This window comes from Maribacter orientalis (assembly GCF_900109345.1).
Lineage (GTDB): Bacteria > Bacteroidota > Bacteroidia > Flavobacteriales > Flavobacteriaceae > Maribacter > Maribacter orientalis.
Genome location: NZ_FNZN01000003.1, coordinates 407,680 through 424,251 on the forward strand (window position 1 = coordinate 407,680; position 16,572 = coordinate 424,251).

Below are 16,572 nucleotides of genomic sequence, written 5' to 3' on the forward strand. Positions count from 1 at the left end.
CATTTTTACGTTCTTTATTTCACTTTAGCAATTTCTTTAACAGCGAACAAATCTTTAATGTCTACCTGATTACGAATTAAATCATCAAAAGTTTCTCTTTCGCGAATAAGAATTGATTTGCCTTTGTGCCAAAGAACCTCTGGTGGTCTAAATCTAGAATTGTAGTTGCTTGCCATTGTAAAGCAATAAGCACCAGCATTTTTAAAGCAGAGAATATCACCTTCTGTTATTTCATTAATTCTCTTGTTGCTTGCAAATGTATCGGTCTCACATATATAACCAACAACAGAGTAATATCGTTCTCTTCCCTCAGGATTAGATATATTTTTTATGGTATGTGTAGCACCGTAAAGCATTGGGCGTATTAAATGGTTGAAGCCAGAATCTACACTTGCGAAAACGGTTGAAGTAGTCTGTTTAACTACATTTACTTTAGCTAGAAAAACTCCAGCTTCACTTACTAAAAATTTACCAGGTTCAAATGCCAAAGTCAAATCTTTGCCATATTCTTTGCAGAATTCATTGAAACGAGTACTCAATTTTTTACCCAACTCTTCTATGTTGGTTTCAATATCGCCTTCTTTGTAAGGAACTTTGAAGCCACTACCGAAATCGATAAAATCAAGATTTTTAAAATTACGGGCTGTATCGAATAATATTTCAGAAGCATAAAGGAAAACATCGATATCTAAAATATCACTTCCAGTATGCATATGAATACCATTAATATTCATTTTAGTCAACTCTACAATGCGAAGCAAATGTGGAATTTGATGAATGCTGATTCCGAATTTAGAATCTATATGCCCTACGGAAATATTAGAATTTCCACCGGCCATAACATGCGGATTAATTCTTATACAAACTGGAATATTCGGGTGTTTGCTACCAAATTGTTCTAATATTGATAGGTTGTCTATATTAATACGAACGCCAAGTTTAGATGCTGCTTCAATTTCTTCAAGCGAAACGCCATTAGGAGTAAAAATGATGGATTCAGGTTTAAAACCGGCTAACAATCCTAATTGTACTTCTTGTATAGAAACCGTATCTAATCCGCTACCAAGACTATTCATTAATCTTAAGACAGTAATATTAGATAAGGCTTTGGCTGCATAATTGAGCTGTAATTTCTTAACCGACCCAAATGCCTTAGTCAATCTATTAAACTGTGAAACTATTTTTTCTGAGTCATAGACATAAACCGGATCACCAAAGGTTTTTGCTATTTGCAACAAATCCTCATTTTTCATACTATACAATTTTATACAAAGTTACTTCTCTAATTGGACAGCAACAAAAATAATCACATATAAACAATAAAAATAACAAAATGTGATATTTGTAACATTTATGAATTATATTTATTTTGGCGTACTGTAAAGTCCTTTGTAATTTTATACAATGAAAATACCTTTATTTCCGCTACAGTCCATATTTTTTCCAGGAGAAACAGTACCGCTTCATATTTTTGAAGAGCGTTATAAGCAACTGATAACCGATTGTAGGAAGGAAGCGATCACTTTTGGTATTCCCGTCTTTATAAATAATAAGATGGAGTATGGTGTTGAGGTTCAGCTGGTAGAGGTAGTAAGTACTTACGATAGTGGCGAAATGGATGTTGTTTGCGTTGCACGGCAGGTTTTTAGACTTTTGGCTTTTGAGAAAAGTATGCCAGGTAAATTATATGCTGGTGGAATTGTAAAACTTTTGGATTACGATTATGAAGCATCCATAGATAAAAAACAAACTATTATAAAGGGTATACATCAATTATATACAATAATGGAGGTCCCCTATAAAGAGTTGAATGTAGAAACATTCAATAGTTTTACATTGGCCCATAAAATTGGGTTGTCTTTCGATCAAGAATATCAACTTCTTCAAATACCTAAAGAAAACGATAGGCTTAATTTTATAAGCCTACATCTAACAGCTACAATTACCGTTTTATCAGAGGTAGAACGAACAAGAAAAATAATAGAACTTAATGGTCATTTCAAAAATTTTGACCCTTTAGATTTCCAAGATTGGGAAATGTGATATTTAATAGGTTGTAAAATTGTATCACTTTAAAGAGGTTTTGTGGTTTTATACAGTTTATTCTTAGAGTTATTCTAATTAATCACTTGTATTTTTAGATTATTACTTAGTGTTTCCTATTTTTGCTTAACAATTAAAATCACCATATATATGAACCTTCACGAATATCAAGGAAAAGAGATATTAGCAAGTTTTGGGGTGCGCATCCAAAGAGGAATAGTTGCCCATAATGCGAAAGAGGCTGTTGAGGCTGCAAAGCAATTAACTGCTGAAACCGGAACTGGATGGCATGTTATAAAAGCTCAAGTGCACGCAGGTGGTCGTGGTAAAGGTGGTGGTGTTAAATTGGCCAAAAACCTTAAAGAGGTAGAAGAAATAGCAAACCAGATTATTGGAATGAACCTAATTACCCCGCAAACTTCTGCAGAAGGTAAAAGAGTTCATCAAATATTGGTAGCTGAAGATGTGTACTACCCAGGAGACAGTGAAACAAAAGAGTTTTATATGTCTGTCCTTTTAAACAGGGCTACCGGTAAGAATATGATCATGTATTCTACTGAAGGCGGTATGGATATTGAAGAAGTTGCTGAACATACGCCTCATTTGATTTTTACTGAAGAAATTGATCCTGCAACTGGTATTTTAGGGTTTCAAGCTAGAAAAATAGCTTTCAACCTTGGTCTTTCTGGTAAAGCATTTAAAGAGATGACAAAATTTGTGACTTCTTTATATAAAGCATATGTTGAAAGTGATTCAAGTATGTTTGAAATCAACCCTGTATTGAAAACTTCTGATGATATGATTTTGGCGGTAGATGCAAAAGTATCTATAGACGATAACGCACTTTATCGTAGAAGACAATATGCAGAAATGCGTGATTTAAGAGAAGAAAATCCAATAGAAGTTGAAGCGAGAGAGGTTGGTCTTAACTATGTAGATTTAGACGGTAACGTTGGATGTATGGTTAACGGAGCAGGTCTTGCCATGGCTACGATGGATTTAATTAAAATGGCAGGTGGTGAGCCAGCTAACTTCTTAGATGTTGGTGGTACTGCTGATGCTAAAAGAGTTGAAGAAGCATTTAGAATCATATTAAAAGATCCAAACGTAAAGGCGATACTAATCAATATATTTGGCGGTATAGTTCGTTGTGACCGTGTAGCACAAGGTGTTGTTGATGCATATAAGAATATGGGCGATTCAATGAAAGTGCCGATTATTGTAAGATTACAAGGTACAAATGCTGAATTGGCAAAAGAGATAATTGATAATTCTGGATTAGCGGTTCAATCAGCTGTTCAGTTTCAAGAAGCTGCCGATAAAGTTAAAGCTGTATTGGCTTAAACAAGTTTTCTTAACATATTACATTAAAGACCATTCATAAGAATGGTCTTTTTTTTTGCATTTAACTTTTATCAATATGTTAATTTGTGCTCATGAATTTAAACTTAGGGTAATTGAAAGTACCCCTAATCTGTAGGTAATGTTAACCGAATGAAATAATGGTTAAGACTTTTAAAACTTGAAATATCTATTCTTTCGATATTTATTTTAATGGAAGAAATTGAGAAATTTTCATTAAAAAGATGTTAAAATTGAAATAATTGGTAACATTATCAATTTTCAAGCGTCTTTTTAATAATTCATCATCAATCAATTATTAATCAATCTTCAGAATTTCTGGAGGAAAAACAAAAAGTCATGAGAAAATTAAGTTTAGTAGTGGTAGCTGCAATGCTACTTGCAACAGGTAATGTATTGGCAAACGATACAACAGGTGAAAACCCTACAAAAAGTCTTTCAGCACAGATATCAGCAATGTTATCAGAAAATAATTTTTCTGAGGAACAATCTGATTTGACAGCTCAGGTTCGTTTTACATTAAATAATGAAGGCGAAATTGTTGTGTTATCTGTAAGTACAGATTTTGAGAAAATGGAAAGCTTCGTTAAGAATAAACTAAACTATCAAAAAGTAAATTTGAATGAAGTGGAAGAAGGTAAAATTTATACTATTCCGGTTCGTGTAAAAGCTTAACCTAGTTTAAAGGTTATGAGTAAAAATCCTGCTGCACTAAAATGTATCAGGATTTTTTCTTGTTTTTATATTTAACTGGAGTAATTGCTTTGTCTACTTTTTTCAGCTGTTTGCTTTTAAAATCTTCCCTAACATTAAATTTTTTAGCTGGCTTTTCAGCAACTTTAGTTTTTCCTGAAAGAACGTCACCTGGGTTTTTCGGATTCTCCTTAGTTCCTCTAAGGTGAATTACCAATCCATTCAAGAAATTACGTAACACTTGGTCACCACATTCCATATAATTAGGATGCTCTTCATTTCTAAAAAAAGCACCTAACTCACTCTTAGAAATTTTAAAATCTACTAATTGAAGTATTTCAACGATTTCATCATCCCTGAATTTTAAGGCTACTCTTAATTTTTTAAATATATCGTTATTGGTCATACTACTAATTTAAGCACTGCAAGTTATTATAAAATTATGTACCCATTGGTTTGTGTATTATATTTTTTACTTGGAAGTCATTCTTTAAATACTATTCAAGCAAGTTTCAATGCCCTGAAATAAAAATAAAGATATTTGATTTTAGGGAAGAAAAGTTTTCATCGGTGGTTTGAGTTTTAATATGCGAAGGAAACATGTCATGAAATATACGATTGCTTAAAATTTTGAGTTAATATTAAGAATGTCAATATTTTACACTGATTTATGCCAACGGAAAAAGAAAAACTTAGTATTTTATCAGAAATGATTGCTTTTGCCAAAGTCAACAACGAAATAAAGCAATCGGAATATGACTTTCTTTTTTCTGTTGCGCAACAATTAGAAGTCAGTAAAAAAATATTCGATAGTTTGTTTACTGAGAATGTTGAGCATATAATACCTAAATCACAGTCAGAACGAATTGTGCAGTTTCATAGATTGTTGTTGTTAATGAATGTTGATGACAAACAAGAAATGATTGAAATAAAACGAATACATGATATAGGGTTGAAAATGGGTTTACCACCTAGTGCAATTCAACAGGTATTAGCTATTATGCATAAATACCCCGATAAAATTGTTCCACCAGATTTGTTAATTGCTATTTTTAAAGCGCATTATAATTAAGACCACGAGATAAATTCGGTATCAATTTTTGATAAATCTCTTTTATTCTCGATATTCAATTTTGCGTCTTCGCGCAATTCATTGATTTCTATTTCAATATCTTCTAACTGATTAGAGTTTATAACATGATATGTTAGTGTTTTAAGCATGTGCATCAATTTTCTCATTACCGTTATATCATGTTTGCAATATTGGCGATAAGTTGCCATAACATTATAAAGTACTTCTGAAAAGTTAGGACATTTGGTCCTAGACCAATTAACATTATCTGAATCGCTTACATATTCATATTCCCATTTTTTCATTAAAACAAGAAACAATGAAGTAAGATAATCAATGGTATTTAATGCGGTGCCTGGATCGTTTATTCCGGGTGACATTGCCTTAACGCCTATCTCTGATATTTGTCTAAACCCATAAATATAATTTTCACCCATTAGTTCTTCATTATTAAAAAGTAAGGTGTTCATTATATTTTCCTTTAATTTTTCATCAATTGGTTTTTCGGTTAAAAGTCCGATTGTGCCATCTAAGATAAATTGACCTTTAAATAGATTAATCACAATCTTAGTGTTATTTTCCTTGCATAGCTTTAAAAGATTATCGTGGAGTATTCCATAAAAATATCCCGATGAGGTAATTTCGTATGCCTCCCAATTCTCCGTATTTGGAAAATCTAATGACTTTTCTTTTTCTTGTTCAATTATATTTTCAATTTCAGCCCTTGTTCTTTCGTGAATATCTATTAAGATATTACCCACTTGTATGGCCTGTGAAATATGGTGTATGAAATAAATGAACGACGCTAGGCACAATACAGTTAAAATGATGCCTATCAATACTGAAAAACCTGGGGTTTGATAAGAATTCTCCGTAGGCTCTATTGAGATAAGAATAAAGATGTTGTAAAGTATGGTTGCAATGTATTGGCCTAATACAAATTGATGTTTTTCATCTGATATAATTCCTGGTAAAACTCTTGGTGAGAAATTACTCGAGGCTTGGTTTAATAAAACCATGACCATCGAAAAGCTAAAAACCGTCAAAGAAAACAAGCCTCCAATTAAAGTGCTTAATATGGTTTTGGCTGTATCCGTATTATCTATTACCAAGCCAGGTGCTACATCTATTAAATAGCTAGATATATTTACTTGCTCCAAGTAAATCATAAAGAATGCTAACACTAACCCGGCTATTGAAATTATGGTTGGTAGGAAGGCAATTTTATTGCGTATTTGCTGTACGAAGTTGGTCAGTCTATCCATGAGTTGAGTTTCGATATAAAACTAGTTAAAAAAGAGCTTGAATAATGGCTGATTCAATCAAATAACAGACTCAAATTCAGATTTTTTTGACAAAATGACATGTAATTAAAAATAAAACAAGACATAATGTCGCTAAAAATGCATTGGTATATAGTTTGTTCTATTCAAATTAATTAATAAAATAATCTTTTTAAAATATACTATTATGAGTTTAACTAAGAGAAATGAAGTATTGTTCCCAGTTTTAATGAACGAAATCTTTAGACCAGATTGGTTCGGTGGCACGCGTAATGAAACAACTGCTATACCAGCGGTTAATATTAAAGAGAATGAGGAAAATTTTGAACTGGAACTATTTGTGCCAGGTAGAAATAAAGATGAATTGATTATCGAAATAGATAATTCTGTCTTGACTGTTTCTTCTGAAACTAAGAAGGAGGAAGAGGAATCAAAAGAAAATTTTACAAGAAGAGAGTTTACGCTTTCATCTTTCAAAAGAGCTTTTACCCTTCCTGAAACTGTAGCTACAGATAAAATTGAAGCTACGTATATTAATGGGGTTCTAAAATTCAATCTTCCTAAGAAGGAAGAAGCTTTGCCAAAGCCAAAAAGAAAAATCGAGTTGTCTTAAATGTAAAATTTTTTAGGTTGGTTTGAGTTGTTTGTTTAAAGTGCTTTGAGTAATCAAGGCACTTTTTTTATGGTAATGGCTCGGTTAATATTGCCAAACACGATAAAATTCCTTCTCTATAATTCCCTAACCGTAAATTCTCGTCAGGCCCATGTATACTGTTATCCGGATTTGGGATTCTGATAGATACTGCGGGTATGTTCAAGGTTTGAATAAAGGGTGCCATTGGTTGCGAGCCGCCTGTGGTTCTCATATTAACAATCTTGCCTCCAAATACTTTTTGAAATGCCGAGTTTAAAAATTTTCCGATATCGGTATCCATATCCGTTCTAAAGGGTTTTGAACCAATTCGGTACTCTAATGAAGCAAGTTTCTTAAAAGTGGCCCTATCTTGATCATTAGGTACAGAATCAACCAAATGATAGCCTTGCTTTAAGATATGATTACGTAATAACCCTAATTGTCTTTCTGCAGGCGTTTCAGGTACTAGTCTCATGTCTATTTCAATAATGACATCTTCTGGTATTAGGGTTCGTACTTCCTTGCCTGTGTAGGCTGCTTTGATTCCTCTTATGTTTAAACTAGGAAATTGTAAGGCTTCTTGGTAGGTAGGTGCCACTTGTTCAGAGCTGAATATACCTAGTCTATTATTTAGACTATCATTGTTTTCAGGAATCATAGCTAGTAAATGTTTGTCACGGTCGGTTAAAATGACGCCATCATAAAACCCTGGTATTTGTACAATTCCTCGGTCATCCTTTAAACTGCTTATTAATCGTGCAGCTTCAAAAACCGGATTAGGTGCATAATTTCCATATTGACCACTATGAAGTGCATATTTTGGTCCGAATACTTTTATGGTTGCAGTTGCAATTCCTCTAGCTCCATAAGTCAATGTTGGTAAATTAGAAAGGTGTCTTGTGCCGTCCATAATAAAAAGCATTTCGGCACTCAACAAATCTTTGTTTTCTAAAACTGCTTTTGGTAAATCTGGAGAACCTAATTCTTCTTGGAAATCCATAATCACTTTTACGTTGTATTGCGGATTTATGTTTTGTTCTTGAAGAATTTGTAAAGCGGAAATTAATGACATCGCCGGACCTTTTGAATCGGATGCAGAGCGTGCAAAAATTCTCCAGTCATCATAAATATTTTGGTTTGAATCAATTTCTATTGGACTCCAAATTCCATTTTTGAATTCTTTAATTGTAGGTTCAAAAGGATTGGGTTGTGACCAAGCGGAACTGTCAACAGGTTGCCCATCAATCTGTAAATAAAAGAGAATGTTCTTGTAGTTTTTTTTATAAATTTTTTCTGCAAAGAGGAGGGGAGCACCCTCGGTTTTTATAGTCTGGGTTTTGAAGTTTAATTTTCTAAAAACGCTATCGCACCACTCTTTGTTCTGATCGATTTGTTCTGGGTAATTACCATCATTTTGTAGTTTTAAAAAATGGCGTAAATTCGTAAAAGCTACATTGAATTTTTTATCAGTAAGTGATTTTAATTCTTCCCTTTTTAAGTGTTGACATTGGCTGCTGTAGCTGCTTAAAACACATACGAAGAATACTATTAAAACTTTCCATTTTTCCATTTTGTAGAGATATAAATCGATTTAGTCTTGTCTAAAGATTATATATAAAATACTTTTATCCAGTGATTTATATAATTTTAATTAATATTTTAATTTATATTTTTTGGAAAAATGAAAATTTTGCTAAAATCGAACTTATTCTTGTTCTTGTAACGATTTAATTTCGTCTCTTAACTTCGCAGCTTGCATAAAATCAAGCTCTTTTGCAGCCTTTTCCATAGCCTTTCTTTTTTCCTTAATCATCTTCTCAACTTGTTCTTTGGTCATGTATTCCAAGTCAGGTTCAGCGGCACGTAATTCTTCTTTTATGAAGTGATAGGTTGAGACTGAATTCTTTGATAAAACATTGTCTAAACTTTTGTTTAAAGCTTTCGGAATTTGATTATTATCGGTGTTATATTTTATCTGTTTTTCACGTCTATAATTTGTCTCGTCAATTGTTTTTTGCATGCTATTTGTTATCTTATCTGCATACATAATTGCCTTGCCATTTAGGTGTCTTGCAGCTCTACCAACGGTCTGGGTTAGTGATCTATTGCTACGTAGAAATCCTTCTTTATCGGCATCTAAAATTGCGACTAAAGATACCTCTGGAAGGTCTAATCCTTCACGTAATAAATTCACTCCAATAAGTACATCGAAGATTCCTTTTCGTAAATCTTGCATGATTTCAACACGTTCTAAAGTGTCTACATCACTATGAATATATCTGCATCTCACGTTAATTCTATCGAGGTATTTTGCCAATTCTTCGGCCATTCTTTTGGTCAAAGTGGTGACTAAAGTTCGCTCATCTTTTTCAACCCGCTGATGAATTTCCTCTACCAAATCATCTATTTGGTTTAGACTTGGTCTTATTTCTATTATAGGGTCTAACAAGCCAGTTGGTCTAATTACTTGTTCAACATATACACCTTGACTCAATTGTAGCTCGTAATCTGCAGGTGTGGCACTAACAAATAAAACCTGATTTTGTAACGCTTCAAACTCCTCAAATTTAAGGGGTCGGTTATCCATTGCAGCTGGCAAGCGAAACCCGTAGTCAACTAAATTTACTTTTCGCGATCGGTCACCACCATACATTGCGTGTACTTGTGGTATGGTCACATGACTTTCATCAATGACCATTAAATAATCATCGGGAAAATAATCTAAAAGACAGAAAGGTCTTGTACCTGGTTCACGACCATCTAAGTATCTAGAGTAATTTTCAATACCAGAGCAATAACCAAGCTCACGTATCATTTCTAAATCGAAATTTGTACGCTCCTCTAAACGTTTTGCTTCTAGAGGTTTGGCTATATCTTTGAAGTAGTCGATTTGTTTAACTAAATCGTCTTGAATGCTATGAATAGCATTCTGCAAGACATCTTTAGAGGTGACGAACATATTAGCTGGGTAAATAGTAAGTGTTTCGTAAACTTCGATGATCTTATTGTTAAACGGGTCAAAAGCTTCTATTTCTTCTATTTCATCACCGAAGAAATGTATTCTGTAGGCATGGTCGGCATAACTAGGGAAGACATCTACAACGTCACCTTTTACTCGAAAGTTTCCATTCTTAAACTCGGCCATTGTTCTCGAATACAGCGATTGAACTAATTGATGCATTAGCTTGGTTCTGGCAATAACTTGGTCTTTTTTAATGGAGATGACATTTTTTTGAAATTCCACGGGGTTTCCAATACCATAAAGGCAAGAGACCGAGGCAATAACAATGACATCTCGTCTGCCCGAAAGAAGAGAAGAAGTCGTGCTTAGGCGTAATTTTTCAATATCCTCATTAATCGAAAGATCCTTTTCAATGTATACACCGCTAGTGGGTATAAATGCCTCTGGTTGATAGTAATCGTAGTATGAAACAAAATATTCCACCGCATTATTTGGAAAAAACTGTTTAAACTCAGAGTAAAGTTGAGCTGCCAAGGTCTTGTTATGTGCCAATATTAAGGTAGGTTTTTGAACTTCTTCAATAACATTCGCTACCGTAAATGTTTTTCCAGAGCCTGTTACCCCTAATAAGGTTTGATATTTTTCATTTTCATTCAGTCCTAGAACCAATTGTCGAATGGCATTTGGCTGATCTCCTGTGGGCTTAAATTCTGATACTACTTTGAATTTCATGTATGGTAATTCTCTTTTTTGAAGTCTAAACTGAATGGCTTAAAAATTCATCTTGCATAGGTATTTGTAAGTGGAAACTAATTAAATATCCATCATGCTGATACTTAGTATAAAAATACGAAAGACGAATTTTATATTAGACGTAAGCCCTTACGATTTCTGTCACCTTTTTAAAGAAAAATGACCGATAATTTCTTGTCTATTAAGAAAACTTGCCCTAAACCAGTAATCTGACTCAGGTAAAACCTTATTGTTAAAAGTCCCGTCCCAACCTTTATCCTTGGGATTAATTTGTTTTAGTAGACCGCCATACTGGTTGAATATAAAAATTATGTCAATTACAGATTCAAAGTTTTCTGGTGGAGGAACAAATTGCCAATAATCATTAATACCATCTCCATTTGGGGTGAAAAATGCGGGAAAATCATTGGACACGATATCCCTATCTACCGATCTATCCGTAATTCCACAACCATTTTTATCGCGTACATAGGCAATATGTTGGCCATCTGGAATATTGTTAAAAATTGGAATATCTTGATAAGGCCCGTCTCGGTTGTCTAAAGCATATTCATATTGACCGTCGCCTATGGCAGAAATGGTAATTGTTTTGCCATTGATAAAATTGACAACATCTATCGCTGTAATAGTAGCTGCCTCAGATGCTACGATATCAATAAGTTTAGAACTGGTGCATTCAATAATACCATTATCGGTGGTGATAGTATTATAGGCTTCAAATCGATATTTACCAGGTATGGAAATGTCTACACTTCGTGATTGTGATATTAAAGATTCTTCACTACCGCTATTGGTTATATACCACCTGAAACCATCTGCATCATCATCTGTAGTAATCGTATATGGCAGTTCATCACTGCAAATACCTACAATGTTGGGTAGGTTGATTTGTGGAGCACGGTATACTAGTTCGCCTGTATTTTCATTAACATAGGGGTCACAAACGTATAATGCAAAACTTGTGGTAAAGACTTCTTCAGGACACGACGTCGCAGAACCGATATCGTTATACGGAACAATACGTACATAAATTGAAGAGTTTTGCGGTAAGTCTTCTGGTGGGTTATAACTTAATACATTCTGTACATCTAAATTATCGACAAGGTCAGTTCCGTTTGGTGTGGTACCCATAGATAGGGTATAGCCATTAGCACCGGGAGCATAAGACCATTCTAAATCGGTTATTATAGTAACGCTACTAGCGTTATTGTCCGGCGCTATTAAAATAGAGCAAGATGGTGCAGAAGTTGTTTGGATTGTAGTAAAGGAAATTTCTTGACATGCAATAGGTGGGCCGTCAAATGGTACCAAGCTTAAAGTCGTATAAAGCCTGGTATTGTCGGGAAATCCTAAAGGTGGAGTATAAGATAAGTCGATGCCGACAGGTTTTCTATCAAGTATGTCATTTCCCATCGGCGTTGTGCCAATTGACAATAAATACCCATTATAACCTAAAACTTCAGGCCAAGTTAACGTGGCGTCTAAGGGTATGTCGGTCGCCCCATTAATAGGATAGGTAAATGTTGGGCAGTCTTGAGCTGATAATAATGAGCAGATCAAAAAAATGCCCAAGTACTTCAGAACGAGAAACATTTCTTTTAAATTCATTTGTATCAATTTTTCATTTATCGTTTTAGGCTAAAGTGACCTTTAATTACTTTTTGGGAATATGACACTGCTTTAAACCAATACTCAGTTTCAGGTAATTCTCTACCATTGAAATGGCCATTCCAACCTTCAGATTTAGGGTTTAGTTGTGCAAGTAAATTCCCATACCTATCGAATATAAAGATAAATTCAATGTTAAGTTCGCTACTATCAGATTCATTCCTTAGCTGCCAAAAATCATTTATTCCATCACCATTCGGCGTAAAAAAAGGAGGGAAATCCTTAACTGAAACTTCTTTTTCTACAAGACGCTGAGTAACACCACATCCGAATTTATCGCGAACATATACAGTACGTTCGCCAGGTTCAAGATTTGTGAATATAGCACTATCCTGAAATCCATTATCACGACTTTCTATCGAATATTCATATTCACCATTACCTGTAGCTTCAATTTCTATTCTTAGGCCGTTGGGTTCTCTTGAAACTATTACATTTTCTATAACGGGTAATTCTGAGTCAACGACTTCAAAATTTTTAGTAACTGGGCATTCTATAATAGCTCCAAACTCCGAAATAATATTATATAGCTCTACTCGATAAAACCCAGCTTCGTCAAACTCTAAGTCTGGGTTCGTAGATATTAGATTTTCAGTACCATCGTTATTTATTTTTATCCACCTATATCCACGAGCTATTTGATTATTATTTAAGATCCCAAATTCTAAGTTTGAGCACAAAGAAACTTTGTCCGGTATCGTAATAATTGGAAAATCATTAGGATTACATTGCACCGTAGGTTCCCCAGTGGTGAAATATTCTTCAGTGCATAACAAAGCTTCACCATTTTCATTGAAAGGAATTACTCTAACAAAAATAGATTGATTTAATTCAAGATTATTTTCTGGTTTATATGAAAGTATATTACCGGTTTCAAAATTTTCAATAAGGTCATAATTATTAGGTGATGTGCCTAAAGAAATGAGGTAATTGGTAGCGCCAGGCGCATAATTCCATTTAATATTAGTGTCTACACGTATTCCTGTTTCTTGGTTTAGAGGTGAGGCAAGTGTTGTGCAAACGGGTGGGTCGGTTATGTTGACGGTAGTGAAAATTTTGAGAGGACAAACCTTAATTGGTGCGTCGGGTAAAAATAGGCTTATAGTTACATAAATTAAGGTATTTTCCGGTAATCCAACAGTGGGTTGGTAAAAATTATTTAATCCAGAAGAACGTCTATTTATAATTTCTCCTCCACCAGGTGTTGTGCCTAAGGATATCAAATAACCAATAACACCATCAACGGCAGTCCACTGAATTAAGTTGTCTACGGGCACATTAATGTCGCCATCTATTGGCGATGTCATTGTCGGACATTGTTGTGTATAGCAAAAAGAAGAATAGAACCCAATACAAAGGTATATAGATATAATTAATATGATTCTTTTTTTGCCCATAGGTTCACCTTTTTAAACTAAAATGACCTTTAATTACTTTATTATTATTTGATATTGCCTTAAACCAATAATTAGATTCGGGCAGCGCTCTTCCATTAAAATTACCGTTCCAGCCAACTGAATCTGGTGCTAACTGAGCCAAGAGCGCTCCAAACTTATCAAAAATCCATATATTCAATACATTGTTTTCACCGGTTGCTAAAGGTGGTATAAATTGCCAATAATCATTGACACCATCTCCATTAGGTGTAAAAAACTTGGGAAAGCCTTCAACCATCAAATCTTGTTCAATGAGTTTATTAACAATGCCGCATCCTCCTTTATCACGAACATAAACGGTATGATTTTCAAGGGTTATTTCATTAAATCTATTGCTATCCTGGTATGGCCCATTTTCATTGTCTAATGCATATTCAAAACTTCCAGATTCGGTGGTCAGCACTTCATAATTACTTGTATTGGCTAGATTGGTTACCAATATATTTTTAATTACAGGTACTTGGGAGGCTTCGACTGTAAATTTTTTTGAGGTAGAACACTCAAATGACCTGCCAGAGTCTTCGAATACCGAATAGACTTCGTAAATATAATTACCAACTTCAGAAATAGATAGTTCTGCCGATGACGATAGAAAAGTTTCATTTCCTGTATCATCGACCTTAAACCATCTATAACCATCCGCTTGGTCGGTTGCAGAGATTATATTTGATTCATTATCTAGACAAACGGTAATAGTATCGGGAAAAGTTATTTCGGGATTTAAAACTTGTAATTCACCAGTTAAGGGGTCAAAATATGGACCACAGCCAAGTAATGTAGAAAAGGTTTCCTGTGAACAACCAATAGCATCACCCGCATTGTTAAACGGAGTTATGGTAATGAAAAAAGTGCGGTTTGGTTCAAAATCAATTACTATTGTAGATGTTTTAAAGAATATAGCATCCTCTAAAATGTTGGACTCAAAAGGAGATGTACCTATAGTAACTCTATAGCCAATTGCATTGGGTACTTCGTTCCATTCTAAAACCGGACTTAAAGGAACGTTAGTTTCCCCATCGAATGGCGTAATCATTGTAGCACAGAAAGGTAAATCTGCCTTCGGTGCCGTAGTAAATATAGAGGGGCTACAACCAACGGACAATCCTATTCTATTATAAGGTATTACATAAATATAGAAAGTCGTTTCCTCAGGTAAGTCTGCAGTCGGATTATAGCTTAAGGTATTGCCGACGTCAAGATTATCGACTATTTCACCTCCATTCATTGATGTGCCAATGGTAAGGAAATAGCCTGTGGCACTCACAGAAGCGTTCCATGTAATATTGGTTGCAGTATTTACATTCAATGCATTTTCTTGTGGAATATTGAATGTGGTACATTCTGGTGCTTCACTCAGTCTAGCTGTTGTGAAACTTTGACTGTCGCAAACAATATTAGGTTGATTAAAAAAGAAAAGAGTAATTGTTACAAATATTTCTGTGTTCTCTGGTAAACCTGTTGAAGGAGTGTAGCTGTTCGATGCTCCTAAATTCTGTTCGTTCAGAATATCGGTTCCGCCTTCTGTTGTTCCCAAAGACAAAATATAACCGGGCACACCAGTAACTGGTTGCCATCGAATAGTCGAATTCAATGGTACTAACTCAGAACCGTTTAATGGATTTAAAAGAGCAGGGCAGTCTTGCGCATTAATTTGAGAAAAAGAAATGAAAAATACCATGAAAGTTAATGGCATAGCCAAAATCTTTGGTAATGATATATTCCAATTCTTTTTCATAGCATGTTCGTAAACAATACAATATACTACAAAATGAAAATTTACCCTTTCGAAATCGTGTTAAATAGGACTAAAGTCCAATCTATTAGTCGTACTATAGGTCTCGTTTCTTTAGGATAGCGTATGAACCATAAATAAAAATTGCTGTCCAAATCAATACAATTAGAATTTCATACCAATGAATAGCATAGTCTAGGCTCAATTCTTCACCCATTTGGTTTACGACAGATTGTACGGCTCCCAATCTTGTAAAAGGTTCTTTGATTAGGTTAAACATTGCTTGTAGTGGAAAAAAGCCCATTATAGCATCTGTAGTTTCACCATCAAATAATTTCCAGCGCATAACGCCTCTGATGATGCCTTCAAATACTTGCCACAGAATTAAAAAGCCAAGAGCGAAAGCTGATCTTTTAACCAAAACACCTAAGAACAAACAGAAGGAAAAGAAACCTGTTAGTTTGACGAAAAATGCAACTAAAAACTCTAAGTCGGTTAGTATAATTGAAATTTCATTGTAATCTGAATATGCCAGCCCCAAAATCAATGATACGACAAAAACAAAAAGGGTAGAAATCAAAGAAAAAGAAATTACGGTCAAGAATTTCGAAAGTATAAACTCCTTTTTAGAGAGTCCGTCAATTAAGTTCTGCTTTATGGTCTTATTACTGTATTCATTTGACATCATCGAAACGATTACAATTGCCAAGAAAAGTTTAAAGAATGCCGTAATAAAGGTATTAAAGTGCCATATGTAAGGAAAATTAAATATTCCCTGGTCCGCTAAATGAAATTGTATAGGACCAATATCGAACTTTATGGCGGCAAACAAAGCAATAGAAGTTAGAAGGGTGAAGTATGAAATAATTAATATTTTACTTGCTCTATTATTCCAAAGTTTTATGAATTCTATGTGTAGTAGTCGTATCATTGT

General features: G+C 34.2%; 14 protein-coding genes. 5 read left to right on the top strand and 9 right to left on the bottom strand.

What is annotated here, in order from left to right:
• Positions 1-14 precede the first annotated feature (14 nt).
• A complete protein-coding gene (lysA, locus tag BMY56_RS08910) occupies positions 15-1,253 on the bottom strand; it encodes a diaminopimelate decarboxylase (RefSeq protein ID WP_091622835.1) in 1,239 nt (412 codons plus the stop codon).
• A gap of 151 nt (positions 1,254-1,404) precedes the next feature.
• Here lysA and BMY56_RS08915 point away from each other — a divergent pair, with 151 nt between their 5' ends.
• From BMY56_RS08915 to BMY56_RS08925, 3 genes are all read left to right on the top strand, one after another.
• The gene (locus BMY56_RS08915) at positions 1,405-2,043 is read left to right on the top strand and encodes an LON peptidase substrate-binding domain-containing protein (protein ID WP_091622838.1); all 639 of its coding nucleotides are present in this window, start codon (positions 1,405-1,407) and stop codon (positions 2,041-2,043) included.
• A 150-nt stretch (positions 2,044-2,193) separates the two neighbouring features.
• The gene (gene sucC / locus BMY56_RS08920; RefSeq protein WP_091622840.1) at positions 2,194-3,387 is read left to right on the top strand and encodes an ADP-forming succinate--CoA ligase subunit beta; all 1,194 of its coding nucleotides are present in this window, start codon (positions 2,194-2,196) and stop codon (positions 3,385-3,387) included.
• Positions 3,388-3,744: 357 nt separating this feature from the next.
• Complete coding sequence (locus BMY56_RS08925) at positions 3,745-4,080, top strand: hypothetical protein (RefSeq protein ID WP_091622843.1); 336 nt, start codon at positions 3,745-3,747, stop codon at positions 4,078-4,080.
• A gap of 46 nt (positions 4,081-4,126) precedes the next feature.
• Here BMY56_RS08925 and BMY56_RS08930 read toward each other — a convergent pair whose 3' ends face one another.
• Positions 4,127-4,504, bottom strand: a complete 378-nt coding sequence (locus BMY56_RS08930) for a DUF1456 family protein (protein ID WP_091622845.1) — start codon at positions 4,502-4,504, stop codon at positions 4,127-4,129.
• Between the two features lie 264 nt (positions 4,505-4,768).
• Between BMY56_RS08930 and BMY56_RS08935 the strand changes: the two genes are divergently transcribed.
• Positions 4,769-5,170: a hypothetical protein gene (locus BMY56_RS08935; protein WP_091622847.1), complete on the top strand. Its 402-nt coding sequence runs from the start codon at positions 4,769-4,771 to the stop codon at positions 5,168-5,170.
• On the opposite strand, the gene BMY56_RS08940 is transcribed toward BMY56_RS08935, so the two are convergent.
• Positions 5,167-6,435, bottom strand: coding sequence for a DUF2254 domain-containing protein (locus BMY56_RS08940; RefSeq protein WP_091622850.1), 1,269 nt, complete (start codon positions 6,433-6,435; stop codon positions 5,167-5,169). The genes BMY56_RS08935 and BMY56_RS08940 overlap by 4 nt on opposite strands.
• Positions 6,436-6,640: 205 nt before the next feature.
• Here BMY56_RS08940 and BMY56_RS08945 point away from each other — a divergent pair, with 205 nt between their 5' ends.
• Positions 6,641-7,066 carry an Hsp20/alpha crystallin family protein gene (locus BMY56_RS08945; protein ID WP_091622852.1) on the top strand — a complete coding sequence of 142 codons (426 nt, stop codon included), beginning with the start codon at positions 6,641-6,643 and terminating at the stop codon, positions 7,064-7,066.
• 67 nt (positions 7,067-7,133) lie between these two features.
• On the opposite strand, the gene BMY56_RS08950 is transcribed toward BMY56_RS08945, so the two are convergent.
• From BMY56_RS08950 to BMY56_RS08975, 6 genes are all read right to left on the bottom strand, one after another.
• Positions 7,134-8,657, bottom strand: coding sequence for a M20/M25/M40 family metallo-hydrolase (locus tag BMY56_RS08950; RefSeq protein WP_091622854.1), 1,524 nt, complete (start codon positions 8,655-8,657; stop codon positions 7,134-7,136).
• Between the two features lie 135 nt (positions 8,658-8,792).
• Positions 8,793-10,781: an excinuclease ABC subunit UvrB gene (uvrB, locus tag BMY56_RS08955; RefSeq protein ID WP_091622857.1), complete on the bottom strand. Its 1,989-nt coding sequence runs from the start codon at positions 10,779-10,781 to the stop codon at positions 8,793-8,795.
• 162 nt (positions 10,782-10,943) lie between these two features.
• Positions 10,944-12,410: a T9SS type B sorting domain-containing protein gene (locus tag BMY56_RS08960; protein WP_091622860.1), complete on the bottom strand. Its 1,467-nt coding sequence runs from the start codon at positions 12,408-12,410 to the stop codon at positions 10,944-10,946.
• Between the two features lie 17 nt (positions 12,411-12,427).
• Complete coding sequence (locus BMY56_RS08965; RefSeq protein WP_091622863.1) at positions 12,428-13,867, bottom strand: T9SS type B sorting domain-containing protein; 1,440 nt, start codon at positions 13,865-13,867, stop codon at positions 12,428-12,430.
• Between the two features lie 4 nt (positions 13,868-13,871).
• Complete coding sequence (locus BMY56_RS08970; protein WP_091622865.1) at positions 13,872-15,641, bottom strand: T9SS type B sorting domain-containing protein; 1,770 nt, start codon at positions 15,639-15,641, stop codon at positions 13,872-13,874.
• 94 nt (positions 15,642-15,735) lie between these two features.
• On the bottom strand, positions 15,736-16,569 hold the full coding sequence (locus BMY56_RS08975; protein ID WP_091622868.1) for an ABC transporter permease: 834 nt from the start codon (positions 16,567-16,569) through the stop codon (positions 15,736-15,738).
• Between the last annotated feature and the right edge of the window lie 3 nt (positions 16,570-16,572).

Bases quoted from the DNA above. Each gene is read 5' to 3' on its own strand.
- sucC (WP_091622840.1), top strand. From the start codon at position 2,194: ATGAACCTTCACGAATATCAAGGAAAAGAGATATTAGCAAGTTTTGGG.
- BMY56_RS08925 (WP_091622843.1), top strand. From the start codon at position 3,745: ATGAGAAAATTAAGTTTAGTAGTGGTAGCTGCAATGCTACTTGCAACA.
- uvrB (WP_091622857.1), bottom strand. From the start codon at position 10,781: ATGAAATTCAAAGTAGTATCAGAATTTAAGCCCACAGGAGATCAGCCA.
- BMY56_RS08950 (WP_091622854.1), bottom strand. From the start codon at position 8,657: ATGGAAAAATGGAAAGTTTTAATAGTATTCTTCGTATGTGTTTTAAGC.
- BMY56_RS08965 (WP_091622863.1), bottom strand. From the start codon at position 13,867: ATGGGCAAAAAAAGAATCATATTAATTATATCTATATACCTTTGTATT.
- BMY56_RS08940 (WP_091622850.1), bottom strand. From the start codon at position 6,435: ATGGATAGACTGACCAACTTCGTACAGCAAATACGCAATAAAATTGCC.
- lysA (WP_091622835.1), bottom strand. From the start codon at position 1,253: ATGAAAAATGAGGATTTGTTGCAAATAGCAAAAACCTTTGGTGATCCG.
- BMY56_RS08915 (WP_091622838.1), top strand. From the start codon at position 1,405: ATGAAAATACCTTTATTTCCGCTACAGTCCATATTTTTTCCAGGAGAA.
- BMY56_RS08975 (WP_091622868.1), bottom strand. From the start codon at position 16,569: ATGATACGACTACTACACATAGAATTCATAAAACTTTGGAATAATAGA.
- BMY56_RS08960 (WP_091622860.1), bottom strand. From the start codon at position 12,410: ATGAATTTAAAAGAAATGTTTCTCGTTCTGAAGTACTTGGGCATTTTT.
- BMY56_RS08935 (WP_091622847.1), top strand. From the start codon at position 4,769: ATGCCAACGGAAAAAGAAAAACTTAGTATTTTATCAGAAATGATTGCT.
- BMY56_RS08970 (WP_091622865.1), bottom strand. From the start codon at position 15,641: ATGAAAAAGAATTGGAATATATCATTACCAAAGATTTTGGCTATGCCA.
- BMY56_RS08945 (WP_091622852.1), top strand. From the start codon at position 6,641: ATGAGTTTAACTAAGAGAAATGAAGTATTGTTCCCAGTTTTAATGAAC.
- BMY56_RS08930 (WP_091622845.1), bottom strand. From the start codon at position 4,504: ATGACCAATAACGATATATTTAAAAAATTAAGAGTAGCCTTAAAATTC.